Origin of the sequence: Brevibacillus reuszeri, from assembly GCF_001187725.1 — a bacterium.
Taxonomy (GTDB): domain Bacteria; phylum Bacillota; class Bacilli; order Brevibacillales; family Brevibacillaceae; genus Brevibacillus; species Brevibacillus reuszeri.
In genome coordinates, this window is record NZ_LGIQ01000002.1 from 186,321 (window position 1) to 212,639 (window position 26,319).

A 26,319-nucleotide genomic window follows, 5' to 3' on the forward strand; every position below is an offset into this window, starting at 1 on the left:
ATGATCGGGGCTATCATTGGCGATATTGTCGGTTCCAGATTTGAATGGGATAATCATCGCTCGAAAGATTTTGAATTTTTAACATACAAGTGTTTTTTCTCTGATGACTCGGTGATGTCATTAGCGATATGTGAAGCACTTATGATCTGTAAACGAGATTTTAGTGACTTAAGTGATCAAGCCATTAAATCTATGCAAGTTATTGGAAGATCCTACCAGAGTAGCGGGTATGGAGGTATGTTCTATAAATGGATATACAGTGATTCGCCAGAGCCTTATTTCAGTTTCGGAAACGGTGCAGCGATGAGAGTTAGCGCCTGTGGCTATGTAGCTACTTCCATTGAAGAAGCTAAATTACTATCGCACAAGGTGACAGCTGTAACACATAACCATCCTGAGGGGATAAAAGGTGCGGAGGCTATTGCTGTTGCAGTCTTTCTGGCTCGTAGCGGGAAAAATATCTTAGAAATACGCGATTACATTGATAAGCACTACTACCCCATGAATTTCACGCTTGATGGAATTCGGGAAACATACCAGCTTAATGAGACATGCCAAGAAACAGTGCCGCAAGCTCTTGTTGCATTCTTTGAGTCATTCAATTTTGAAGACGCAATCCGGAACGCTGTCTCTATTGGTGGCGATAGTGATACGTTGGCTGCTATTACGGGAAGTATGGCAGAAGCCTACTACGGGGTGCCCACACATATTAGAAAGCACGCACTGACATTTCTTGATGAGCGGCTCCTGAAGATACTGCTTGAGTTTGAAAACATATATCCCGCAAAGATGGAAAAAATACAGTCTTCAGGGAGCGTCAGCATAAAAGAAGAGTTCGCCGGAGCCAAAATAAAAATGGGAGGAAGAGAAGAAATGATTCATACAGCAATGGATGCTGCTGATGAAGCACTAAAAAACAGTACTTCAGAGCCTGAAGAAACAACAAGTCAAAAGCTATTTTCTCACCTTTTTGAAGCCTGCAATATTTTGCGCGGTCCAATTAATCAGGATGAGTATAAAAGCTATGTAACCCCAATTCTATTTTTCAAACGACTATCTGATGTGTATGACGAGGAAACACAAGCCGCGTTAGAAGAATCTGGTGGTGATGAAGAATTTGCCAGTTTTCCTGAAAACCACCGTTTCATCATTCCCGATGGCTGCCATTGGCAGGACGTTCGTGAAGTAAGCGAAAATGTTGGAGTTGCAATAATTAATGCTATGAACGGCATTGAACGTGCCAATCCGGACACACTCTATGGCGTTTTTTCTAGCTTCGACGATGCAAACTGGACTGATAAAAACAAACTGTCAGATGAACGCTTAAAGGATCTCATTGAACACATGTCAGAAATCAAAGTAGGCAATGAAAACTACTCATCTGATGTGATGGGAGATAGTTATGAATATTTAATTAAAAAATTTGCTGATCTTTCAAAGAAAAATGCAGGTGAATTCTATACCCCTAGATCAGTTGTAGAATTAATGGTCAAAATCCTAGATCCGAAGCCAGGCGAGACAGTTTATGATCCTGCTTGTGGTACAGGTGGTATGTTGATCGAAGCAATTCGGAATGTACATGATGATAAGAGTACGTATGGTAGGATTTATGGTCAAGAAAAGAACTTAGCAACTTCCTCCATTGCAAGAATGAACCTCTTCTTACACGGAGCAAGGGACTTTAAGGTTAAACAAGGGGATACATTAAAATCACCTCTTTTCCTACATCGAGGAAAATTACAAACATTTGATTGTGTAATCGCGAATCCACCGTTCTCGTTAAAAGCTTGGGGGGCAGATCAATTTGCCTCAGATATTTACGGTCGAAATTTATGGGGGACCCCTTCTGATTCCAGTGCGGATTTTGCTTGGTTACAGCATATGGTGAAATCTATGGATAAAAAAAATGGACGTTGTGCGGTTGTTCTTCCACAGGGAGTCCTTTTCCACGGAGGCAGAGAGGGAGAAATACGTAAGCAACTAATAGAATCTGACAAGTTAGAATGCGTCATTACTTTGGTAAGTGGCTTGTTTTACAGTACAGGGGTATCGGCATGTATTTTAATATTAAACAACAATAAAGTGCAGGAACATAAAGGGAAAGTCTGCCTGATAGATGCATCAAAGATATATACTGCACAAAGAGCTCAAAATATAATGACTGAAGAAGATGTTGAAGAAGTCTACAATCTATTCAAAAACTACGAGTCAGTTATTGAAAAATCTAAAATAGTGTCAATTGAAGATATAAAATTAAAAGAGTGTACTCTCTCTGTGAATAGTTATATTGAAAAAGCACCTATAGAAACGATTTGTCCTCAGAAAGTTAAGAAGGCATTTTTGTCAGCATTAGATGAAGCTGTTGAAGCAGAAGGAAACTTGAAATCCTTATTGATTGAAGGAGGATACATTAGTGAGCAGTAGTAGAATCACACTTGATGATTTGAAATCATACTTATGGAATTCAGCAGTACTCTTAAGGACTCATATAGATGCAGGTTCGTATAAGCAATACATTTTCCCACTTATGTTTTTCAAAAGAATATGCGATGTATATGATGAAGAATGTGCAGAAATCCTTGAGGAATATGACGGGGATGAGGATGCACTCGAGTGGGAAGAAAATCATAGATTCATTGTTCCGAAAGGTTTTCACTGGAATGATGTCAGATCAGTATCAGAAAATGTGGGCGTTGCAATTGTAAATGCATTTCGAGCTATCGAAAAAGGAAATCCTGAAAAATTGCAAGGTGTTTTTGGAGATGGTGCTTGGACTAATAAAAACAGATTACCTGATAAATTACTAAAAGACCTTATTGAACATTTCTCTTCAAAAACGCTCAGTATGAAAAATTGTCCTGAGGACGAACTCGGACAAGGCTATGAATATTTGATTAAGAAATTTGCTGATGATAGTGGACACACTGCACAGGAGTTTTATACAAATCGTACCGTCGTTCATCTTATGACAGAGATGCTAAAACCCCAATCTGGCGAAAGTATTTACGATCCTACCTGTGGTAGCGCAGGAATGCTTATTTCAGCCATTGCTTATTTGAAGCAACAAGGACTTGAATGGAGAAATGTAAGAGCATACGGGCAAGAGATCAATGCTCTTACATCCGCGATTGGAAGGATGAATTTGTTTTTACATGGTGTAAAGGACTTTCAAATAGTAAATGACGATACTTTAAAAAAACCTGCTTTTGTGGAGCATGGTGAGTTAATGCAGTTTGATTTAGTGTTAGCTAATCCACCATATTCGATTAAACAATGGGATAGAGAAGCATTTTCAGCTGATAAGTATGGCCGGAATTTTCTCGGCACACCACCGCAAGGTAGGGCTGACTACGCGTTTTTCCAACATATTTTGAAGAGCCTTAATCCGAATACGGGTAGATGTGCAATTTTATTCCCACATGGTGTTTTGTTTAGGGATGAAGAAAGAGAAATGCGTGAAAAGCTTGTAAGAAGTGATTTGGTCGAATGTGTAATTGGGATCGGTAAAAATCTATTTTTCAATTCTCCAATGGAGGCATGTATTATTATATGCCGAACGAGAAAGGCACATTCTCGTAAAGGACAGGTATTATTTATTGATGCAAGACATGAAGTAACTCGAAGAAATGCAGAGAGTTATTTGGAAGAAGACCATATACAGAAGATAGCACAAGCTTACACCGAATTTAAAGTTCAAGATGGTTTTTCAGCAATCGCCACAGTAGAACAGATTATCGGATATGACAGTAAATTGAGTATCCCGCTGTATGTTAGTGGATCTAACAGCGTTGAAGATGAGGAGACGTTATATTCTGCGGAAGAGGCACTAGATGGATGGCTTGCTAGTAGTGATGCTTTTAGAAAATCTTATGAAACTTTGAAATACATGCTTTTTGAGAATGGTGGTGATGAAAATGCCTAAATATCGATTTGAAGATATTGCATTTAATATAACTCAAAAAAGAAAGCCAACATCAGATGATATGAAAACATATATCGGACTAGAACATTTAGATAGCGGCAGTCTCTCTGTTACTAGATGGGGAAGCAACGTGCCAATAAAAGGCGATAAACTCCTAATGCAAAAGGGGGATATTCTTTTTGGGAAAAGGAATGCCTATCTAAGAAGAGCGGCTATTGCACCCCATGATGGACTATTTTCTGCTCATGGTATGATTCTACGACCCAATGAGAAAGTAATCTCACGAAAGTTGTTTCCTTTTTTCATTTGCTCGGATTATTTCTTTGATGCAGCTATTAGGATTTCAGTTGGATCATTGTCACCTACTATTAATTGGAGTGCACTTAAAGAACTTGAATTTATACTTCCTAATATGTATGAGCAAGAAAAACTTGCTGAGCTATTATGGGCTGCCAATGACACAAAAGAAGCTTACAAGAAATTGCTTTATCTCACTGATGAGCTTGTCAAATCGCAATTTATCGAGATGTTTGGTGATCCCAATAAAAATCCGTTTAATTGGGAGATTTCGCCAGTTGAAGAGTGGGTAAAACGAGACTTTATTGAACGTCCGATGGACGGTAACCATGGCGGAAAACATCCTAGAGCAACAGATTATGTTTCATCGGGTGTGCCCTTTATTATGGCAAATAATTTGATCGATGGAAGAGTTGACTACCATTCATGCAATTATTTAACAGAACCACAAGCGAATTCTCTTGATAAAGGCTTTGCCAAGGCAGGTGATGTGCTAATTACACACAAAGGGACTATTGGAAGAACGGCAATTGTAGACAACAAATTTGATTTTATTATGCTGACACCGCAGGTTACCTACTACCGTATTTTGAAAGGTTTAAATAACATATATCTTAAAGCATATTTCGACTCCGACTATTTTCAGACAGAAATGTTTAAGATTGCCGGAAGTGGAACAACAAGAGCATACATTGGTATTACTGCACAAAAGAAATTACCTTTAATTGTTCCACCTATTGAACTACAAAAACAGTTTGCTGACTTTGTCCTACAGACTGATAAATCAAAATTGGTATTAGAACAAAATCTTGATAACCTCGAAACAACCATTAGAGCTCTAATGTCGCAGAACTTTGGCTAATTAAATTTAGGTTTATCTAAGATTGGAGGGCTACTTAATGTTTAATGAAGACAACACTATGGAGCAAATGGTTCTTACATCGCTCAAAAACAATGGTTGGAAGTTTATCCCCGCCGAAGAATTACAACGTGAATATTCTGACGTAATGGTTGAGACTATGGTTAAAGAGGCGCTCATTCGTCTTAATCCTGAAATTGCTGAAGAACCATCCCGCGCAGATGAAGTTATCTATAAACTGCGTACATTAATATTAACGGTTCAGCCGCACAACCTAGTAACACAGAATGAAATGTTTAAGAAGATGGTTTTTGAAGAGAATTCATACCCATTCGGTAAAGATGGACGCATGATTCCTATTCGATTCTTTGGGACGATGACTAAAGAAGACCTAGTGTTGAACGAATATGTTGTCACCAATCAATGGGTATATCCACAAAAAGAGAACGGTAAGAGGCTAGATATTGTTCTATTGATTAATGGATTTCCTGTAGCGATTGGTGAGTTAAAAACGCCTGTTCGTAATTCTATTACATGGTTGGATGCTGCTAGAGATATAGCTGCATATGAAAAAAGCATACCAGGCATGTTTGTAACTAACATATTCAATTTCGCTACAGAAGGCAAAAGTTACAGATATGGTTCAGTTTGTATGCCGGTTGGAATGTGGGGGCCATGGCATACTCCGGACCATAAAAGTGAAGGAAGTCTTGCCGATGTGAAAATCAGTGTTGAAGATATGATTACACCTGAAAAGATCATGGACATTTTTCAGTTCTTTACATTATTTGCAACTGATAAAAAGTATCGCAAATATAAAGTCATATGTCGTTATCAACAATATGAAGGTGCGAATCTTATTGTGGAACGTGTAAAGGCTGGATACCCGAAACAAGGTCTTATCTGGCATTTTCAGGGTTCGGGTAAATCATTGCTGATGGTTTTTGCAGCACAAAAACTTAGAATGATGCCTGAATTAAACAATCCAACCATAGTTATCGTTGATGACCGAATTGACCTAGAGACACAGATAACTGCAACATTTAATGCGTCTGATATTCCTAATCTTGTCAGTCTTGGCTCAAAGGACGACTTAGAATCCTTTTTCTTAGGGGACCAGAGAAAGATCGCAATAACAACAATCTTTAAGTTTGGTGATGTTAAAAAGGAACTTAACCCTAGAGACAATATCATACTTATGGTGGATGAAGCTCATAGAACTCAGGAAGGGGATCTAGGTAGTAAGATGCGTCTTGCTCTTCCGAATGCGTTTTTCTTTGGCCTTACAGGTACACCGATTAACCGTATTGATAAGAATACTTTCAATACATTTGGTGCAGTTGAGGATAAGAGTGGATATATGAGCAAGTATTCCTTCTCGGATTCAATCCGTGACAATGCGACGCTACCATTGAATTTCGAACCAGTACCAGTTGACCTACATGTGGATAGAGAAAAGCTCGATGCTGAATTTGAAGCATTAACAGAGAATTTATCTAACGAAGATAAAGCAGAGCTGTCTCGGAGAGTCAACATGAAAGCTATTATGTATGACCGCAAGCGTATCAGAAAGATATGTGAGCATATAGCGAAGCACTACCGAGAGAAAATTGAACCGAATGGATACAAAGGTCAGGTTGTTTGTTATGACAGAGCGTGCTGTCTTATGTATAAAGAAGAACTTGATAAATTGCTAGGTCCGGAAGCAACTACCATCGTGATGGACACAAATAATGACAAAGAGGATAAATATAAAGCGTATAAACGTGATAGGGATGCAGAAGGAAAGGTTTTAGACAGGTTTAGAGAACCTAACGACCCTTTAAAGCTTGTTATTGTAACGTCAAAGCTTCTTACTGGTTTTGATGCACCTATATTGCAGGCTATGTACCTTGATAAGCCAATGAAAGATCATAATTTGCTGCAGGCCATCTGTCGTACTAACAGAACCTATGATGAAGGTAAGACTCATGGTTTGATTGTTGACTATATAGGTATTTTTGATAATGTAGCAACAGCTTTGGACTTTGATGAATCGAGTATGAAAAAAGTCATCTCGAACATTGAAGAAGTCAAAAAGCAGATCCCTGCACTAATGCGTAAATGTTTGAGTTATTTTATGGGAGTAGACCGTACTATAGATGGTTGGGAAGGTTTAATTGCTGCACAAGAATGTTTGCCAAACAATAAAATCAAGGACGAATTTGGAGCCGATTATAAAGTGCTCAATCGAGCGTGGGATGCGCTATCGCCAGATCCGTTTCTGAATTCAATGAAATTCGATTATCAATGGCTGACAAGAGTATTCGAATCCGTGAAACCTACAGATGGCAGAGGCGGGTTGATCTGGGCTTCTCTTGGGGCGAAAACATTGGAACTAGTTCACGAGAATCTGCAAGTTGGAGAAGTACATGATGATATGGAAATTCTTACGATGGATGCAGATTTAATCGATGAATTTATTGAAAAACAAAAAGATCTGAGAAAGACAACGATCAAAGTTGAAATTGATTTGGTCGCAAGAATTCAAAAACATAGTAATGAGATTAAATTCGTTAAATTAGGAGAAAAACTTGAGAATCTCCGCGAGAAACACGAACAAGGACTAATAACCAGTATTGAGTTTCTTAAACTGCTATTAGAGCTTGCTCGCGAAGCTGCGGAAGCTGAACAAGAAGTAGTGCCTGAGGAAGAAATAGATAAAGGCAAGGCCGCGTTAACGGAGCTTTTTGATGGTTTGAGGAATTCAAAGACACCGATTATCGTCGAACGAATTGTTGGCGATATAGATGATATCGTTAAAATTGTACGATTCGATGGTTGGCAGGGTACAACAGCAGGAAAACAGGAAGTGAAGAAAGCTCTTCGGAGTGTTGTCTGGGTCAAATACAAAATTAAAGACAAAGAAGTCTTTGATAAAGCCTATCAGTATATTGAGCAGTATTATTAATTCGGAGACCAGATGTGATGAGAATCAGGCGGGGGTGATAAGGTGCATAAGAACTATAGATCATTCGAAGCTTATCTCGAAGATATTTATTATGATGAAATGCATCAAGCCATAAAAAACTCCATCCTTCAAAAAGGAAGAAGATCGCTTGATTCTTATGATGTATTAGATCCCTCATACATTGAGGTAGAGAATATCCGTGTAAGAAGTATAACATTCTATGGTATCGAACACCGTCAAATTTTTTTCAATGCTACTATCCAGGCTGAAATTGTTTTAAAAGGGATGGGTAAACGTGACTATGAAGCAGATAGGCAGTCTAAATGGTTTATTTTATCCTTCTATGGACATCTAATATCGGGCCTTCGAAAAGTCATGATAATTGATGTTAGGGATTACAGCAAAGAGAGATTTAGCAAAGAAAACGCATTATCAAGGTACCTAGTCCCTTATTTATATTCAGAAGACCTAGATAATGAAGCTGAGAGATTCTTGCAAAAATACTATCCAGAAGCACTGGAGAATCCAATGCCATTAGACATGGCCGAGCTGCTGGACAATATGTGTCTAACTATGTATTATGCACCTTTGCCGGATAACATTTTCGGTAGGTCATACTTTGGTGAGGCTCAGGTGGAAGTATTCGAGGAGGATATGATACACACGCGAACAGAAAATATTGATGTTGGAACCATATTGGTAAATCCCAATGTATTTTTTATGAGAAATATTGGTTCTGAAAATAATACAATTGTTCATGAGTGTGTTCACCATGATCTCCATGCAAACTTTTTCGAATTACAGAAGCTGCTGAATAACGACGTGATTTCAATAAGTTGCGATGTAGTTGAGGAATATGGAAAAGATACGGTAGGGATTGATAATGCCTTACACTGGATGGAATGGCAGGCAAACGTTCTAACACCAAGAATCTTAATGCCTTTAAAAACCACAAAACAGAAATTGAATGAAATATTGATACGGTTACAGGGTGAAAAGCAAGATCTACGAAATGCTGAATTTTTGCAACTTGCAATTGAGGAACTCGCTAGTTTTTTTGGCGTATCCAAATTATCAGCAAAACTACGAGCGATTGACATTGGGTTTGAGCAGGCAGCAGGGACTTTTGTATATGTCGATGGTAGATACTATCCGCCATATTCCTTCCGAAGAGGCACATTAGGAAAGAATCAAACGTTTGTAATTGATGAGATGAATGCTTTTAATGTAGTAAAAATGTCGCAGGGTCTTTCTGATATGGTGTACTCAGGTAAAGTTGTTTATGTAAATGCCATGTTCTGTATTAACGATCCCCAATATGTGCTACGTTGCGAAGATGGCTCAATAGAGTTGACTGAGTATGCATTAGAGAATGTTGATGAGTGCTGTTTGATCTTTGATAGAACAAATCGAATCAGCAAACTGTATGATGATTCCTTTTATAGAAGGTGCTTTCTCTGTAGGGATGTTAATGCTGTCAATTTTGTAGAGGCAGAGTACAATCCCAACTATATCGATAATCAAAATGCACAAGAGCGTGCAAAGGAGACAGCAAAAATAATCGCTTTCTCCAAAGAAATTTCAGAAGAACTAATGAATATGCCAGGGAGCTTTTCAAGAACATTGGAGTGTCATATAAAAAGAAGAGGCATAACCAATGAGGTTCTAGCTGAACGGTCTGGATTAAGTTCTAGAATAATTAGTGATTACAGGAATAAGGAAGCGTTAACTAAGGAGTTACCAGCGGTCATGGCATTATGTATTGGATTAAATCTACATCAGTTTTATGCTGAGGATTTAATTTTGAAGGCTGGACACCAATGGAAAATGACGCATGAGCACATGGTATATAGATGGTTGTTAGTTGAACATTCGGATGAAACCTTATATCAATGGAATAAGAGACTGGAAGATGCAGGTCTATCTCAACGTCTTCCAAGTAATAAACATTAACCATCATTGATGATAATCAAATCATTAGAGGTAATTAAAATATGCCATTTACCATAGTCCGACAGGACATCACTAAAATAAAAGTTGATGTTATAGTCAATGCGGCGAATACTATGCTCTAGATGGGAGGCGGCGTCTGCGAAGCCATATTCAAAGCCGCGGGAGCATCCGAACTTCAAGTTGCTTGTGATAAACTCGCTCCGATTCAGACTGGTGAAGCTGTTATTACACCTGGGTTCCGGCTTCCGGCGAAGTACATTATTCATGCCGCGGGACCGGTCTACAGTGACGGTAAGCATGGCGAACACGGACTACTCCGTTCTTGCTATACCAATTCCCTGAAACGTGCCGTGGAAAACAGTTGTGAAAGCATTGCTTTCCCGCTGATATCAAGCGGTATCTATGGTTACCCGAAAGCAGAAGCTCTCCGTGTTGCCACCTCTGCGATTCAGGATTTTCTTGTCGACCACGATATTGAAGTATTTCTTGTGATGTTCGACAAGGCTGCGTTTGATGTGAGCAAGAAGTTACTCGGTGAGGTCAAGGCATTCATAGACGAAAACTACGTAGATGACTATGTTGATTACCGTCGCCAAAATCAGTTTTTACAGGTCGAGCTGGACGCTATAAAGGCGGCCGATGCTGATGCTCCTAAATCTATAATCTTCGAAGAGATGAAGACCGGCGGGCTTGAGGATTTGGTAGGTGATCTTGACGAGCCGTTCGCTGAGACACTATTTCGACTGATTGACGCCAAGGGCAAGACGGATGTTGAGGTTTATAAACGTGCGAACCTCGACCGTAAGCTGTTCTCAAAAATCCGAAGGAACAAGGGTTATATGCCGAGCAAGTGTACCGCCATAGCCCTTGCTGTGGCTATGGAGTTGTCGCTGGATGAAACAGACGACCTCTTGGAGCGAGCGGGGTATGTCCTCTCGAGAAGCCAGAAGTTTGACGTGATCATCCAATATTTTATTACGAGTTGCAATTACAACATATACGAGATTAATGAAGTGCTGTTCAGCTATGATCAGCCACTGTTAGGAGGGTGATGAGTTGTTTGAACATCCTGAAATTGTGTCAGTCGATACGGTTCTTCAGCTGAAAAATCTTAATTTGCCTAACTATCAGCGTCCATATAAGTGGAGTGTTAAAAATGTGTCTGCTCTTATGGAAGACCTTGAATTTGCCATAGATCAGACTAACAAATATCCTGATTTCAAGTATCGCGTTGGGACGATTATTCTGCACAACGATGAAACTAACGGAGCATTAAATATCGTTGATGGGCAACAGCGAATTATTACACTAGCCCTTATTTGCAAGGCTCTGGATGCATCAGGTAGTGTGCCAATATTAGAGACGAAACTCTCTTCCAAGGTATCGGAAGAGAATATCAGACGTAATTTCCTGGCAATTAGGTCATATTTTGCTGAGAAAAGTTCAATTGAAAAAAAACGTTTTATTGAAGCGGTGTCGAGTGACTTAGAGTTTGTAGTTGTCGCCACGAAAAGTCTCCCCGAAGCATTCCAACTATTTGACTCTCAGAACACGCGTGGTAGGGCTCTGGATCCCCATGATTTATTGAAAGCGTTTCATTTGCGAGAAATGCGCGACCATCCAAACGAAATGAAACACACGGTAGACAAATGGGAGAGAACGGATCCAAAGGAAATTCATATTCTCTTTCAATATTACCTGTTCCCCATAAAACATTGGATTGAAAAAGATAAAGGTCATAGGTTCACATCCGCTGATATTGACGAATTCAAAGGCGTCAGCTTTGATTTACAATACTACTATGCTATGCGAACGGTTAAGGGGATGCCAGTATTTCAAATTGACCAGACCTTTGTATCAGGCAAAAACTTTTTTGAATACGTAGAGCATTACCTGAATCTGCTTTCGGATGTGAAGGCGGCTGTTTCGAAGGCGGAACTTGACCTGTTCCTGAGTGGGACAGGCGTTGGATTCTCTTATGCCAAACAATTGTTTTATTGTGTTGTGTTGTACTACTGCGACAGATTCAGGAATTTTGACGACCGCGTTATCAAACGGCTGTACGCTTGGGCTTTTATGGTCCGTTTGCAAATGCAGAAGTTAGGCTTTGATACAGTGCGAAATTACGCCATTGGCGAAAAAGTTGGTGACAAAGAAACAATTCCAATGTTCTATTTGTTGCAAAAGTGTATGAAGGAGTCGGATGTATTAAGAATAATGATTCCTATGTTGTCTTCGGAAGAGATAAGGTATTCTCCCAGTAGCGACGATAAAATCCTACTTTTAAGTAAAGTGCAGAGAATAATGGGTTTGTCGGGAGGTGTTGAATGATGGTGAAAAACGTCCGCAACATTAAAATCGTTTTCTCGGGAGGAAATATTTTCAGCAAGACCAAGTACATAATTCCACTTTATCAGAGGGCGTTTGCATGGGAGGATAAAGAAATTGAGCAGTTAATTGATGATATACTAAACTTCGAGACGGATAACTACTATCTTGGTAACCTAATTGTGTTCGAGCGCAATGATGGAAAGTTTGAGGTTATCGATGGTCAGCAGCGGTTGACCGCTCTATACTTGTTGCTGACCGCTCTGGACATTCCGTTTGAGAGAGACGCTATCTCTTTCGAATACCGCCCGAAGTCTGATTACACGCTGGAGAGGTTGAGAAACAACGATGAGGTCAGCTGGCGTCAAGATGCCGATAGCTGTATATTGTCAGGTTTCGACGTCGTATCAAAGAAGATTCTCGGTAAAGTTGAGGCTTCCTCAAGAACTCTTAAATCTGCCGAATTAAAGTGGAAACTGGAAAAGGTTAGCCTTGTGAGAGTAATCGTCCCGCCAAACACCGACCTGAACAAATATTTTGAAATCATGAACAATCGTGGCGAGCAACTGGAGCAGCAAGATATCGTAAAGTCCAGATTGATAGAGATGATAACCGATGGAATGAAAAGGGATGCTTTTGCTCGGATTTGGGACGCTTGCAGTGATATGGCCGGCTATGTGCAGATGCACTTTGTCGTAGCCGAGAGAAATCACTACTTTGGATATGACTGGGATTGTTATCCTGATGATTCTGACGGATATTACTTAGCAAGCGACAAAACCGACAGCACGGCATTGCGTTCAATAAGCGAGATTGCCGATAGTGTAGACGTTACATCACTGAGTACATCTCGCCTCGATAAATCAGATGAGGACAATATACGTTTTGAGAGTTTTTTAACATTCCGACATTTTCTCTTGCACGTATTAAAGATTTTTGAAGTAGAGGAAAATGTGGCTGAAGTGGTTGCTAAAAAAACGTGGAGCGGGGAACTGATTGACGACAAAAAACTCATACAGCGTTTCGAAGCAGTATTTCCTCGCAATAAGCACGTAGGCAAAACGGTAGAGCGTTTCGGGCTATGCTTGTTAAGATGTAGATTCTTGTTCGATAATTATATGCTCAAAAGGGAGTTCAGCGGCGACGATACGGAAGGAAGATGGAGTCTTAAAACACTCAAGGTTTCATGGAGCAATAGTAAAAAATATGCTAAGAGGCAGCCAAAAGCGTATTATGTGGATGTTACTAATTCAATCGCAAGTCGAATGTTGCAATCCATGTTAAGGGTAACGTATACATCCCCACTGGTTATGCATTGGACTACAGAGTTTCTTGCGTGGCTCTATTTTGATATGGATGGGTATGACTCGTATGAGCATTCAGAAAAGCTGGAAAACATCGCAAAAGCAGCAGTGCGTGAATATATGAACGATGGTGAGTTTTCTACTGGGCTGATCACTCCGCACATAGTGTTCAATTACTTGGATTACTTGTTGTGGCAAAAAACGAAGCAGGATTTCCAATTTGAATTCCGTAATTCGGTGGAACATTGGTATCCGCAGCATCCCATCGACAGCAATGTCAGATGGGACGAGCAAGAACTGAATCATTTCGGTAACCTCTGCCTTGTTTCAAGTGGATTAAACTCTAAGTTTTCGAATAACTTGCCACTTGCTAAAAAGGCAAATTTTCGTAATGGGATTGATGGACAAAGCCTGAAACTAAGAAGAATGGCCGACTCAACTACCGATGCCAACGCATGGACGGAAGAAGTGGCAATCGCTCATGGGGAAGAAATGTTAAACTTAATAAGATCAGCACTTGAATTGGATTGAATGTCGCTCCTCAAGCGACCTGATACCAATTTAGAAATGTTATCCTTAAGTCACAATAAAACTTGAGGAGGACATTTCAATGAAAAAAGGATTAACTGAGTTAGTATTTATATTGGACAAGAGCGGTTCTATGGGAGGTTTGGAGAAAGACACCATCGGTGGCTATAACTCCATGCTTGCCAAACAACAGGCTGTTGAGGGTGAGTGCCATATTACTACTGTGTTATTTGATAACAACTACGAGATGCTGCACGACCGTACGCCAAAAAAGGTGATACTATTCCTGTAATTTTATTAGATGAAGAATATACAGAAGGTTCTTTCTCTTTTTACAGAGATAACGGGGACTTTATGTCTTTTAATATTAAGTATGACGAGAATAATGGGAAATGGACTTACGAAAAGTCAGAATAAATCGGAGTACACATAAGTAGTTGATTAGATACCTAGTCTAGCTTATTATTATTTAATAATGTGATACCAACGCCCAGATGTAGATTCTGGGCGTTGGTATATTTAATTTTAAAGCATTGGAGGAATTTGGAGGGGTTTTAAAACCCTCTACTGTCTTAAGTTTCACAAACAAATGTATTTAAATGATTTTAAAATCCCTTAATATCTTTTTAATCAGTGAGATAAAATCAAACGTAGCAAGGGCAAGTTACGGTTTGAGGCGCAGAAGAAGATCAACGAAATAACTAAGCAAATGATGGAGGAAAATAAAGATGCCCCACCTTCAAAGAAGTAGGGGACGATTGGGGACGAAATGGGGACTAACTTCACTCGGAATCCCAAAAATACACTCAGATACGAACGGAAGTGAACGGGAAAAACCCTTGAAAATCAAGGGTTTCAAAGAAAAAGCGCGAAGTCGCTCCCGCATACGGGGCATGTGGAGTGTTGTGTATTGCTTGTAAGGAAATAATAAAGTATGTTCATTCTTACAAAGCGTACTAGTTTTTATCAAAAGAAAGAGAGTACCGCTTTTAAAGTACTCTCTTTCTTCAAACATAAAATCACTATTTCTAGTTTATATTTTAAAAAGATTCTATTTTGCGTTCACATCTGGCTGATGAATACCAAAAACATTGCCTTCGGTATCCATATAATATCCTTGCCACGCCATTCCAGGCAGAGCATACTTTGGAAGAGCGACCTTGCCTCCATTTTCTAGAATTTTTGCTTCAGTTGAATCGTAATCTTCCACTCCCATTGTACAGGCATAGCCATTCACAGCCTGGCCAGGTTCTGGGGAAGGGCCTTGACGTTGCATTAAAGCTCCGTTTATTCCAGGCTCGTTTGCACCGCCAGTCACAGCTCCAAAATAAGGCATTCCAGCATATTCACTCCAATCTTCAAATGCCCACCCAAATACCTCGCCATAAAACTGTTTAGCACGCCCCATGTCATCTACATGAATTTCGAAATGAACTAATCTGCCCATGATTCCCTCCTGATTTTTTTTATTCCTTAATTTGTTATTGTGTATTCTATTTATCGTTTTGATACTCCTTCATGTCCATTTTACTTATTCTACACATGTGGAGTCGGTCTGTTAGTTGAGTAATAAGAGATTTGGGTGAGTGATTAGGAGGGTTGAGGACAAAGGGGACGCGAGCGATTCGTGTTCCCTTTACATCTTTATCAAAAGCCATTACTCAAGAGCCTTTGGATTCTGAAGGGGGTTATGTTTGGATTCCGTTGAATATGAATGAAATACTTCATCTAGCTCTGAACCATTCTCATTGAGTAGGTGAATGGTTATTTTTGCTTTATGGAAATGATCACACATGCTTTGTGGTAAATATTTGAAACGACAGGTACTATCGTATCGTAGTAACACAAAAGGGTGAAAAAGCTCCGAAATAGTTCTGGGTATATTTTGCACCGTGAAAGCGAGGAGTGATGCGTATGTTTTGTAGAAAACGAAACAAAAAGGAACAGGAGCCTGTACCCGACCTCTCGTCGAACATCTATACGGTATCTGAAGAGGACTTATCGTCAGGCTTCGAAGAGGTTTATGTTCCTTTCCTTACGATTACGCTTGATGGAGAAGATGTACTTGTCTTTGCCAGGTTTATTGACGGAACAACAATGCTCTCACTTGAGGAGGCATCCGATGAAGTAATCCAGTATGTGGAGAAGAGGTATGCTCAGGGGCGATTAGCTTACCGTCGTATATTATGTGGCAGTCTATCATCAGATGAAGAGCAAGCACTGGATCGCATTGAGCAGCAGCTGCGGCGGTGGATTCTGAAGAAGGATTCACTGGCAGGAGGAGCAGGATGAAGAAGAAAAGGAGAAATGGGCCGCCGGAGGCATGGATGGTAGATCAAGTATTTCTGCGTGATCCGTTCTCTAAACGCTTGCTAGAGGCATGCAAAGCAAGCATGGTGTTTGCGATTTTCCTTTATGTTGTGTTGCTGGTGATTGAACTGCTGGGTTTTATAGGATCGTGGAATTTGAACGCTTTTTTGGAGATCCAGTTCGCTACATTATTGATTTGCCTTGGTGTTTTCAGTTTGAGTGTTATTCTCGGTTTTCGGCGTTGTAAAAATCGTGCCTTGGAACCAGAACAAATGCGTTTTGAGGGTGGGGTACTGAGATTTCGACTCGGGGGAAAAGACGTAGAGCTTACGAGCAGTAGTATTTTGGGAGTGAACCAGCACTATTTCCGAAACCGCCACGGTAATATCCTTAGGTGGTTAGCAGTATACGATATTCGAACTCCTGAGGGAGCCTACCGAATCGATTTGACATGCTATGAGAGAGACAACGGTGCTGGAAATTGGTTGGTGCATTGTAATGGGAAGCGCAATATGGAAAAGGTTCGCAAGTGGGAGACAGCGAAGCAAGCGTTTCTTGCCTCGGATAGGGTGGCCTTCGGTACGAAGCTGGAGCGCATTGATTTTGAGCAGCAGCCGCCTGCGATTACGCTGCGAAAAAAGCAGCTTGATTTATCGGCAGTCAGCCGTATTGTTGTTGATCCAACAGTTAGCGGGCAAGGGTCAACCAATATGTATATTTCATTTATGCAGCATAACGATAAAGAAAAGACAATCGCATCCTTGCCCTGTCGCGTAGTTGCAGACGAATGGGAATCGTTTCTACAGCATTTGTTTGCGATAGCGAAACAAGTCCATATACCGGTGGAGTTGAGAACAGAGGAACGGCGGGATGTGTCTCAGGTTCCATCCTGGTGGTGATAGGGAGAGATCGAATGAAGAGGAAAAAGAGAAGCGGTCAGCAGGACGTTTTTCGTTCGACTTATATGATGATTTAGAACAAAAAGAGGATGCAGCGAATGATTTGTGAAAATAAGTGTCGAGAATTATCTATAGGTTAAAGGGGGCTCAGAGCCAATGGAACAAAGAAAATACAAGTTAAACGATGAAGCCATTTCGGAGTTTCTGAAATCGTTTTTTGATAAAAAGAGTGTATGGGAAAAGCTGAGGACAGAAGCGCGTACGCAAGTTGTTACATGGCGCTGGGCGACCGAATCGATGGCTTTTGAAATGCCCTTCGCCCGCGAGCTGTATGGCGGCTCCAGTCCACGATGGGTGGCCGATGACCGAGCCAATCCGACATCGCACATCCGCCATGGCTTGGATGCACAAGACCGCATCGTGATTGAGTGCGGCCCTGGCATACAAGAAACGGTCTGGTTGTACGAGGTGGATCGGCGCACAGGTGTGCAGTGGTACGTTCACAACGATGACGTGAGAATCGGATCGGTAACGCAATATGGCTATCAGGATGGGCAACTGGCTACCAATCACTTGCATATGGGCTATCGCGGTGCGGACACACGCATGGAGTACGAGGATGGCCGCTTGCTACGCAGTTTCAGCCGCCATTGGCAGGAAGAGGATGAGTCGTGGTACAGCCAATACGTCTTCAGCTACGATGCACAGGACCATCTGGAACGGATTGTTTTGCAGTACACGGACGAGCAGGGTCAACCGACGGGTCAGGAAAGGCTCACCTATTTGCGTCTGCCCAAGGGAGAATCGCTTGCCACAGTCGAGGCCAGGGTGAAATCACTGTTGCTTCAGGCCATTGAAACTACACTAGATAACATTCCACAGGAGGAGAAGTTATACTGCCTGCTCCTGTGCTATACCCATGAGGATCTGGGCGCCGCATGGCCGCCGTTCCTGGTTTGGGGCCGGGAATCTTATCGACAATCAGTTGTCGAGCGCGGTGAGGATGTGTCCTACTACTTGTGGGCGCCGGATGAAATCCGAGACGTGCAGGGCGAAGACCACGAATACTGGTTCGATGGCCAGGAACTTCGGGAAGCTTGCCTTCTTCATGCCCAACTGATGGACATGAAGCAAAGCAACACATCGGCGATGCGTGTTCTGAAACAACTTGTGCCAGAGGTTCTCCGAATGGCAAAGCACGCCGGACTGCCGCTGACTGACGATTTCGTCGTGGCCTTCGCCGACAATACTGGTGAGGTCGACCCGCTGAAGGCGATGAAGTCAGGACTCGATGCTGAACACTGGACGTTGTTGAAGCAGCGCGGCTACGTTTGATGTGGATGCGTGGTGCAAGAGGGGAATAAATATGGCAATTAAATATGCGGACTTATTCGATTAGCTTTTCATGAGCTCCCGAAAAGTCATCCTTAGTTGCATAAAGATAAAGTTGAATGATTATCATAATAATGATAAAATCATGTCAGGAGGTGGGGGCATTGCCGCAAATCAGACCTATATCCGACCTGCGTAATCACTTCGCTGAAATATCAAAGATCGTTCACGAGAATCGTGAACCGGTGTTTCTTACAAAAAATGGACACGGCGACATGGTGGTCATGAGTATTGAGCATTATGAGGATATGCAGTACAACAACGAGATTCTTGCAAAGCTTCAAGAGGCTGAAATCGAAGCGAAGAACTCAGATGTTCGTTATAGCCACGATGAAGTGTTTAAGCAATTAAGACAACGTCTTCGTAAGGGATAAAAATCATAAATGATTACATGAAACTGGGGGATGGTTGCCCCCAGTTTATTGCTTTTTTGACAACCAATTTGTTCCATGATATAGAACAACTTGAAATCCCGTCCTATCCTATTGACTTCATGAATGAAGTAGGAGAGATTGCTTGAACGGCTGGGCATTAACACTAAAGATTAAAGGGGGACAGATGGTGGAGAAAAGGTACGACATACGTTATCTTGCAGTGGCACAATCAGATTTGGTAGACATTGTTCAGTATATTAGTGAACAGCTCCATGCACCTGAAGCTGCCATACATCTTGTTGATAAGCTAGATAAGGCTATTTCTTATTTACAATATTTCCCTTTTTCCGGACATCATTATAAAAGTAATAGAGGGCTCAAGGATCAGTACCGAATACTTGTTGTTGAGAATTACCTTGTATTCTACGCTGTAATGGACAATCTCGTAGAAATCTGACGTATTATTTATAGTAAACGCGATTACCAAAAACTGCTTTGACAGGATCGTAGTAAAGAGGGGCGAGGTTGCCCCTCTTATTTTTTTGTTTACGTAAATGTCGTTTCATATGGCTATCTCCCAGAAGCTGATCAAGAATCACCAAAATATCCGTCGCAAAATGAAAAGCTATATGTCGCAAACTTTCATTGAAAAGAGAACGAATCCATATAAAATAGAGAATGAAAATCATTATCATTAAAAAGAAGAGGGGATATATAAGTGAAGAGAAACTACATAACTGCTCAATTAACAACAGGACTCATTTGTTTCATGCTCCTGCTGACGGCATGCAGCTCGGGAGGAAACAGCGTCAATACGTCAAGTGGGACTGCTGCGTCACCACCACCGACGACTGAGGCCGAGGCCACTCCGAAGCCCGCAGGAGATACTGCCTTTCCCGTGACCATTCCCCACATGAAGGGTGAATATACACTAGAGAAAAAGCCAGAGGTCATTGCCGTCCTAGACACTAAATTCGTCGATCAATTGGTTGCGCTAAAGGAGCAGCCGGCTGGAAGTGTGACTACCGCTGGCTCTGATAAGGATTTTCCAGCGTATTTGAGCGATCGGCTAGGTGACGTGAAGGTACTGGGCACGCGAGATGAGCCGAACCTGGAAGCGCTCGTGCAATTAAATCCGGATTTGATCCTCATGACGGACTTTCAAGAAAAAGTGTATGACAATGTAAGCAAAATCGCACCGACGCTTGTGCTTGAATTTAATGAAGATTGGCGTGTGACGTTGAACACCATGGGAAAAATCATGGGCAAGCAAAAAGAGGCACAGGCTGTCCAGCAAGCCTATGAAAATAAAGTTTCCAAGCTCAAGGAGCAGATTGCTGCCAAGCTGGGTACTGAGACAGTCGCGCTTATTCGCCCAAGAAAAGAAGGGATACGTCTACACACCCCCAAGCATCGTACAGGGGCCATTCTTTATAACGATTTGGGCTTGAACACTCCCCCATCTGTTGCAAAGGTTGATGACACAGCGTACGAAATTTCCTTGGAAGCTATTGGCGAGGTTGGAGCCGATCATTATTTCTTGTTGTCCGATAAGATGTTTGCAGCAGATGTCGAAAATCTGGAAAGTTCGAAAACGTGGAAATCCTTGGAGGCGGTAAAGAACAATCGGGTTTATAAGGTGGACTCGACATTATGGATTGCCTATTATGGACCAATTGCCATCGACATGATTACCAGCCAAATTGCAGAATCCTTATTGGGACAGCAATAGGGGATGAATTCATTTCTATTGTCAGATGACTGGAAAAAGCTTATGGATGATTACCATTTGACTATGGGAGAGGTTTCGCAGCAAAGCATACAGGTGCTGGCTTTGGGCGAGCTGCTGAATGAGGAAAAATGCAGGGCGTACGTGGAATGGCTTGCGGAGCATATCGGGTCTGGAACCGTTAGAGTAGCATCCTCCATGCTAGTAAAAAGGGTGGCTAATCTGCTCGTGACTCCAGTACTCAGCGCTGCGACCTATTACAATAAAGGAATCGGGATTCGTCCCGAGCATTGTCATCTCTTTCATTTGGCTGCTTCGTCTGCTGGCTCCGCTTTTCCGTACATGGTATTGTCTGATGCACGAGTTACAGTACCTGACGCCAATCATAGAGAATCGTGGCAAGCAGGTATCATAAAAGAATTGTTCGCGGATTGCCTGACGCCATTCATAAAAACCGTAGCTGTGGTGGGCTCGGTATCGAAAGCGACACTGTGGGAGAATGTGATGGTGCGCGTCGCTCCCGTATATAGCTATGACGAAGAGCAGGATGAATCAAGACGTCAGCTGTTGCGAGACGATTTCTCTTTTCTTGCAATGAACGCTCCGGGAGAGCTGTTTGGCATGAGTAAAAATCCGTTTGCCTCGTTTGTAAATAAAGACCAAGGGGGCTGTATCGTCGGGCGTAGTAGGCGTTTGACTTGCTGCCTCTACTATCAAATGGCGCCCGAGTATTGCTTGAAATGTCCCAAACAATAAATGCTCATTTCACGTAGCAAGAGGTGATGTCAATCTGATAGACTAGCAGTATTGACTATGAGAATGATTATCATCTAAAATGATAAATACGTACATAAAGCCTCACAAGCATATAGCTCCAAGAACGAATCTGTCTACTTGGAGATGAGATCAATGTCAATAAAGGAACACGTATTGCTGAGTAACGATACGGCAATCAAGCTGCTCGATGTGAAGCGAGGAAGCATGCTTTCTGGCAACGCCCTTCCTAATTATTGTTTGCCAGCAAACGTGCTGCTCTTTGTAAGCAGAGGGCATGGAAGGCTGTTCATAGACGGAACCCCTTATACGATTTCCCCGTTTTTTGTTTGCCATGCTGGCAGGAGTGCGGTTATTGATTTTGGTGCGATTACACAGCCAATCGAATATATCGCCATCTATTACAGGGCCGAGCTTATGCACCTGAATAGGGGAGAGGTGGCCCAGCATATTGACGGGTCTAATCTTTTACAGGTGCAGTTTGGCGTGAGTCTTGCCGAGCGGATGACGCTCTACCAGATTGTGGAGCAAATCGAGCAAAAATGGAGTATGAGGCAAGGCCTTGAAGGCTTCCATGCTAATGCGCTTCTGCAAGGGCTGCTCTATGAACTGTTGAAGCAGTTGCAGACTGACGGCTACCAAAATCCATCAGAAGCAGTAAGTACTGTTATCAGGCACATTGATGCGCATTACAACCAGGATCTGAGACTGAATCAGATGGCGGAGCTTGTGCATTGCAGCTCGAGACAACTGCAAAGATGGTTTAAACAACAGGAACAGATCGGACCGATGGAATATGTAATAAAAATCAGGATGAATCATGCGGCACAGCTGCTGCAGCACACTGCGGCAACTGTTCGTGAAATTGCCGAAAGCATCGGTTATCGCAATATGTTTTATTTTAGTAGAGCTTTTAAGAAATACTATGGGATTAGTCCGCTTTCCTATCGGAGGGCCGCTGTTGCCGACAAAAACCTGGTTATCAAGCATGTCAAAGGCGAGCTTTCATTACGACAGTCGCCGAAACGGATTGTCGTGCTTGATGTGCAATATGCGGATCAACTGATCACGCTGAATGAACGGCCTGTTGGCAGCGTAGGTATTGGAGGCACTGTCATTGGCTTTCCGGATTATTTGCAGGATAAGCTTGGGCAAACGGAAGTGCTCGGAACGTATGAACAGCCCAATATGGGTTCGATTTCCATGCTACAGCCTGACCTGATTGTATGCACGGAGGCTCATGAGCAGCATTATGGGCATTTAAGCCGATTGGCACCGACCGTTATGTTTCAACGGAACGAGGATTGGCGGTTCATATTGGGGATTTTCGGGATGATTACAGATAAAACGGAGGAAGCAAACCAAATTTTACTGGAATATTGCGAGAAGGCAGCCAGATTGTCTGCAGAGCTTGCCAATACGCTAAGAGGTCAGCGGGTGGCTCTCATTCGCCCGCGTGATGCATCTATTCGTGTGCATACTGCAGCTCATCGTACGGGAGCGGTATTGTACGAGGACTTGGGATTGTCTGCGCCATTTTTTATAGAGGAAGCTTCCGATACTGCCTACCAAATTTCTCTTGACGTGCTGCCGGAAGTAAATGCCGATCATTATTTTCTACTGTGCAATGACATGTTCAAGGATTGGACAACCACCGTGCAGCACAGTACAGAGTGGCGTTCACTCTCCGCCGTGAAGCAGCAGTGCGTGTATACAGTGGATTCGTCCGTGTGGATTGGTTCTTATGGTCCTACAGGCATTAATCGTATTTTGGATGAGGTAGCTCAATATTTGCTTTATTCGTAAAAGAAGAGCCTGAGTGATTGCCAGTTCAATCATTCGGGCTCTTACGCGCTTGCCCGCCCTATTCCCACGCCCACCTCTTATGTTTTAATAAAGGAAGAAATTTTAGTTCGAGCATGACGGAAGAGGGATTTACATGAAGCGTCTAACAATCGGCTTGTTTGCTCATGTGGATGCGGGCAAGACGACTTTCGCAGAACAGCTGCTATACCATACGAACAGCATCCGGTCGCGGGGCCGGGTGGATCATCAAGATGCCTTTCTGGACAGCCACGACATTGAGCGGGCAAGAGGGATTACCGTATTCGCCGATCAGGCGGTTATGCACGTTAAAGGTGACGTTTATTATTTGATCGACACGCCTGGACACGTCGATTTTTCCTCCGAGATGGAGCGGGCGATGGGGGTAATGGATTATGCGATCGTGATTGTCAGTGCAGTAGAAGGTGTACAGGGCCATACCGAAACAGTCTGGCAGCTGCTGCGCAAGCATCGGATTCCCACGTTCTTTTTCATCAACAAAACGGATCGAACTGGCGCGGATGCAGACAAAACGATGGAGGAGATTCGTCGTCAGTTGACCGGGGATGTCTGTTCTATCACGGAAGGCTTCGCGGGCAGTATCGTCGGTGAGGGGCTGCGGGAGATGCTGGCGGAGCGAGATGAGTCTTTGCTGGAATCCTTTCTGGAGGGGATGGATGACCCTATTTTTTGGTTGGGTGCCTTGCAGGATAATATACGAGAGGGACGTCTTTTCCCTTGCGCCTATGGCTCGGCACTGCAGGACGTGGGCGTTGCTGAATTCCTGGATCAGCTGCACTTGTTGACGACGGCGTCTTATGACGAAACAGCTCCGTTCGGGGGCCGTATTTATAAAATTCGATACGCTGCAAACGGTTTGAGGCAAACGTTCATCAAAGCGATGAGCGGCATGCTAAAGGTACGGGATCAGCTCAGCTATGAGAGCGGCGGAAATCAATACGAAGAGAAAATTACACAAATCTTATCGGTTAACGGCAGCAAAACGCAGTCGGTTGATCAAGTTACAGCTGGCGATCTGTTTGCAGTCGTCGGTTTGTCTGAGGCAGAGGCTGGACAAGGTGTGGGGCAATACGCAGACAAGTTTGCTTACGAGACCGAGCCGACGCTACAGTCGAAGGTACAATTCGACAGTTCGCTTCACGTGCAGCAGGTGCTCGGTGTATTTCGCATTTTGAACGCAGAGGACCCGTCTCTGAACCTGGTTTGGGAAGAGAATCTGCAGGAGATTCACATCCGCGTCATGGGTCTGATCCAGTTAGAAGTGCTGGAGCAGATCGTGCAGGAGCGCTTCGGTTTCGCTGTCTCTTTTGGCCAACCGGAAATCTTGTATAAAGAAACGATACGATCTGCAGTGACGGGATATGGACATTTCGAACCGCTCAGGCATTATGCGGAGGTGCACCTTCTGCTAGAACCGGGAGAACGAGGCAGTGGGATTCACTTCGCCAGCGTTTGTCATCCTGATGACCTGAGCTTTAACTATCAGAATCTGGTCGGGTCTCATCTCTACGAGCGGGAGCATCATGGACTGCTAACTGGCATGCCGATTACTGATATGAAGATCACGCTGGTAAAAGGTGCTGCGCATAAAGAACATACTCATGGGGGCGACTTCCGTGAGGCAGCCTTCCGCGCACTGCGGCAGGGACTGGAGAAAGCAGACAACATCTTGTTGGAACCGTACTATGACTTCAAAATCAAGGTGGGAATCGAGCAGATCGGGAGGGTGCTGTCTGATATTCAGCGTTTCTCAGGTACGTTTGAGCCACCGCAGACATCGGATACCCATGCGATCATTACGGGGAGAGTGCCCGTGTCGACATTTATGAACTACAGCACCGAGTTTGCTTCCTTCACGCATGGACGAGGCAGTATCCGCTGTGTGTTTGGCGGCTACGACCTTTGCCATAATACGGAGGAAGTGATTGAGAGGAAAGGCTACAACAAGGATGCCGATCCGCTCTATACCTCCTCCTCGATCTTCTGTGCCAAAGGGGCAGGCTACTCGGTGCCGTGGGACGAGGCGGAAGCCAAGATGCATTTGTTGTAAACGGAACCGGATTTAATCTTTTCAGAGCATCTCCCTACCGATTCCTGGCTCTCATCTTATAAGTAAATTTTCGAAAAAAAGAAGGGAGTATGAAACAATGAACGTAGAAACGGTTATGCAGGAGCTTGAAGCGCTGGGCAAAGAACGAACAAAGAAAATATACGTATCCAATGGGGCGCACGAACCGCTTTTTGGGGTGGCGACTGGCCAGATGAAGCCTATGTTCAAAAAAATTAAAATCAATCAACCGTTGGCAGAGCAGCTTTACGCCACAGGAAACTATGATGCCATGTACTTTGCTGGCATCATTGCAGACCCAAAAGCGATGTCGGAGGCGGATTTTGAGCGTTGGATGGACACAGCGTATTTTTACATGCTGTCCGATTATGTAGTTGCTGTAACCTTGGCAGAAGCAGATATTGCTCAAGAGGTTGCCGATAAATGGATCGCAAGCGACGAAGAGCTGAGAAGGTCAGCGGGCTGGAGCTGTTACTGCTGGCTTTTGGGCAATCGACAGGACAGTGAATTTTCGGAGAGCAAGCTTGCCACTATGCTTGAGACGGTAAAAAATACGATTCACGAAACTCCAGAGCGAGCGAAATACGCGATGAATAACTTCATTTACACTGTAGCGGTATCCTATATGCCACTCCATGATAAGGCGGTCGAGACCGCGAAGGAAGTAGGTCTAGTAGAAGTCAAGCAAAGCAATGGAAAAAGCAAATTTCTGAGCGCTTCAGAAAATATTCAGAAGGCAGTAGATAAAAACCAGCTTGGCTTCAAACGCAAGCATGTAAGATGCTAA

20 protein-coding genes are annotated in these 26,319 nt (G+C 42.7%); 19 read left to right on the top strand and 1 reads right to left on the bottom strand.

What is annotated here, in order from left to right; genetic code table 11:
* The 9 genes from ADS79_RS01405 (at position 1) to ADS79_RS01445 (ending at position 14,433) form a co-directional block, all read left to right on the top strand.
* Positions 1 to 2,424 carry an N-6 DNA methylase gene (locus tag ADS79_RS01405; RefSeq protein ID WP_049736626.1) on the top strand — a complete coding sequence of 808 codons (2,424 nt, stop codon included), beginning with the start codon at positions 1 to 3 and terminating at the stop codon, positions 2,422 to 2,424.
* Positions 2,414 to 3,922: a type I restriction-modification system subunit M gene (locus ADS79_RS01410; protein ID WP_049736627.1), complete on the top strand. Its 1,509-nt coding sequence runs from the start codon at positions 2,414 to 2,416 to the stop codon at positions 3,920 to 3,922. The genes ADS79_RS01405 and ADS79_RS01410 overlap by 11 nt, the downstream gene beginning before the upstream one ends.
* Complete coding sequence (locus tag ADS79_RS01415; protein WP_049736628.1) at positions 3,915 to 5,081, top strand: restriction endonuclease subunit S; 1,167 nt, start codon at positions 3,915 to 3,917, stop codon at positions 5,079 to 5,081. The genes ADS79_RS01410 and ADS79_RS01415 overlap by 8 nt, the downstream gene beginning before the upstream one ends.
* 37 nt (positions 5,082 to 5,118) lie before the next feature.
* Positions 5,119 to 8,028: a type I restriction endonuclease subunit R gene (locus ADS79_RS01420; protein ID WP_049736629.1), complete on the top strand. Its 2,910-nt coding sequence runs from the start codon at positions 5,119 to 5,121 to the stop codon at positions 8,026 to 8,028.
* Positions 8,029 to 8,070: 42 nt separating this feature from the next.
* Complete coding sequence (locus ADS79_RS01425) at positions 8,071 to 9,981, top strand: ImmA/IrrE family metallo-endopeptidase (protein WP_049736630.1); 1,911 nt, start codon at positions 8,071 to 8,073, stop codon at positions 9,979 to 9,981.
* 122 nt (positions 9,982 to 10,103) lie between these two features.
* Complete coding sequence (locus tag ADS79_RS01430; protein ID WP_307725595.1) at positions 10,104 to 11,033, top strand: macro domain-containing protein; 930 nt, start codon at positions 10,104 to 10,106, stop codon at positions 11,031 to 11,033.
* 4 nt (positions 11,034 to 11,037) lie between these two features.
* Positions 11,038 to 12,312 carry a DUF262 domain-containing protein gene (locus ADS79_RS01435; RefSeq protein ID WP_049736631.1) on the top strand — a complete coding sequence of 425 codons (1,275 nt, stop codon included), beginning with the start codon at positions 11,038 to 11,040 and terminating at the stop codon, positions 12,310 to 12,312.
* On the top strand, positions 12,309 to 14,144 hold the full coding sequence (locus tag ADS79_RS01440) for a DUF262 domain-containing protein (protein WP_049736632.1): 1,836 nt from the start codon (positions 12,309 to 12,311) through the stop codon (positions 14,142 to 14,144). The genes ADS79_RS01435 and ADS79_RS01440 overlap by 4 nt, the downstream gene beginning before the upstream one ends.
* Positions 14,145 to 14,223: 79 nt before the next feature.
* Complete coding sequence (locus ADS79_RS01445; protein ID WP_049736633.1) at positions 14,224 to 14,433, top strand: hypothetical protein; 210 nt, start codon at positions 14,224 to 14,226, stop codon at positions 14,431 to 14,433.
* Positions 14,434 to 15,192: 759 nt separating this feature from the next.
* On the opposite strand, the gene ADS79_RS01450 is transcribed toward ADS79_RS01445, so the two are convergent.
* Positions 15,193 to 15,588: a VOC family protein gene (locus ADS79_RS01450; protein WP_049736634.1), complete on the bottom strand. Its 396-nt coding sequence runs from the start codon at positions 15,586 to 15,588 to the stop codon at positions 15,193 to 15,195.
* A 467-nt stretch (positions 15,589 to 16,055) separates the two neighbouring features.
* On the opposite strand from ADS79_RS01450, the gene ADS79_RS01455 reads away from it, so the two are divergent.
* The 10 genes from ADS79_RS01455 (at position 16,056) to ADS79_RS01500 (ending at position 26,319) form a co-directional block, all read left to right on the top strand.
* Positions 16,056 to 16,433 carry a hypothetical protein gene (locus ADS79_RS01455; protein WP_049736635.1) on the top strand — a complete coding sequence of 126 codons (378 nt, stop codon included), beginning with the start codon at positions 16,056 to 16,058 and terminating at the stop codon, positions 16,431 to 16,433.
* Positions 16,430 to 17,350: a hypothetical protein gene (locus ADS79_RS01460; protein WP_049736636.1), complete on the top strand. Its 921-nt coding sequence runs from the start codon at positions 16,430 to 16,432 to the stop codon at positions 17,348 to 17,350. Before ADS79_RS01455 ends, ADS79_RS01460 begins: the two co-directional genes overlap by 4 nt.
* 156 nt (positions 17,351 to 17,506) lie before the next feature.
* On the top strand, positions 17,507 to 18,685 hold the full coding sequence (locus ADS79_RS01465) for a hypothetical protein (RefSeq protein WP_201783395.1): 1,179 nt from the start codon (positions 17,507 to 17,509) through the stop codon (positions 18,683 to 18,685).
* A 161-nt stretch (positions 18,686 to 18,846) separates the two neighbouring features.
* Positions 18,847 to 19,116 (top strand): type II toxin-antitoxin system Phd/YefM family antitoxin, encoded by a 270-nt coding sequence (locus tag ADS79_RS01470; protein WP_049736637.1) that lies wholly within the window; start codon positions 18,847 to 18,849, stop codon positions 19,114 to 19,116.
* 142 nt (positions 19,117 to 19,258) lie between these two features.
* Positions 19,259 to 19,573 carry a type II toxin-antitoxin system RelE/ParE family toxin gene (locus ADS79_RS01475; protein WP_236699847.1) on the top strand — a complete coding sequence of 105 codons (315 nt, stop codon included), beginning with the start codon at positions 19,259 to 19,261 and terminating at the stop codon, positions 19,571 to 19,573.
* A 261-nt stretch (positions 19,574 to 19,834) separates the two neighbouring features.
* On the top strand, positions 19,835 to 20,848 hold the full coding sequence (locus ADS79_RS01480; RefSeq protein ID WP_049736638.1) for an ABC transporter substrate-binding protein: 1,014 nt from the start codon (positions 19,835 to 19,837) through the stop codon (positions 20,846 to 20,848).
* Between the two features lie 3 nt (positions 20,849 to 20,851).
* Complete coding sequence (locus tag ADS79_RS01485; protein WP_141260898.1) at positions 20,852 to 21,601, top strand: (2Fe-2S)-binding protein; 750 nt, start codon at positions 20,852 to 20,854, stop codon at positions 21,599 to 21,601.
* Between the two features lie 153 nt (positions 21,602 to 21,754).
* A complete protein-coding gene (locus tag ADS79_RS01490) occupies positions 21,755 to 23,425 on the top strand; it encodes an AraC family transcriptional regulator (protein ID WP_049736640.1) in 1,671 nt (556 codons plus the stop codon).
* A gap of 133 nt (positions 23,426 to 23,558) precedes the next feature.
* Positions 23,559 to 25,514 carry an elongation factor G gene (locus ADS79_RS01495; RefSeq protein WP_049736641.1) on the top strand — a complete coding sequence of 652 codons (1,956 nt, stop codon included), beginning with the start codon at positions 23,559 to 23,561 and terminating at the stop codon, positions 25,512 to 25,514.
* A gap of 97 nt (positions 25,515 to 25,611) precedes the next feature.
* Positions 25,612 to 26,319, top strand: coding sequence for a DNA alkylation repair protein (locus tag ADS79_RS01500; RefSeq protein WP_049736642.1), 708 nt, complete (start codon positions 25,612 to 25,614; stop codon positions 26,317 to 26,319).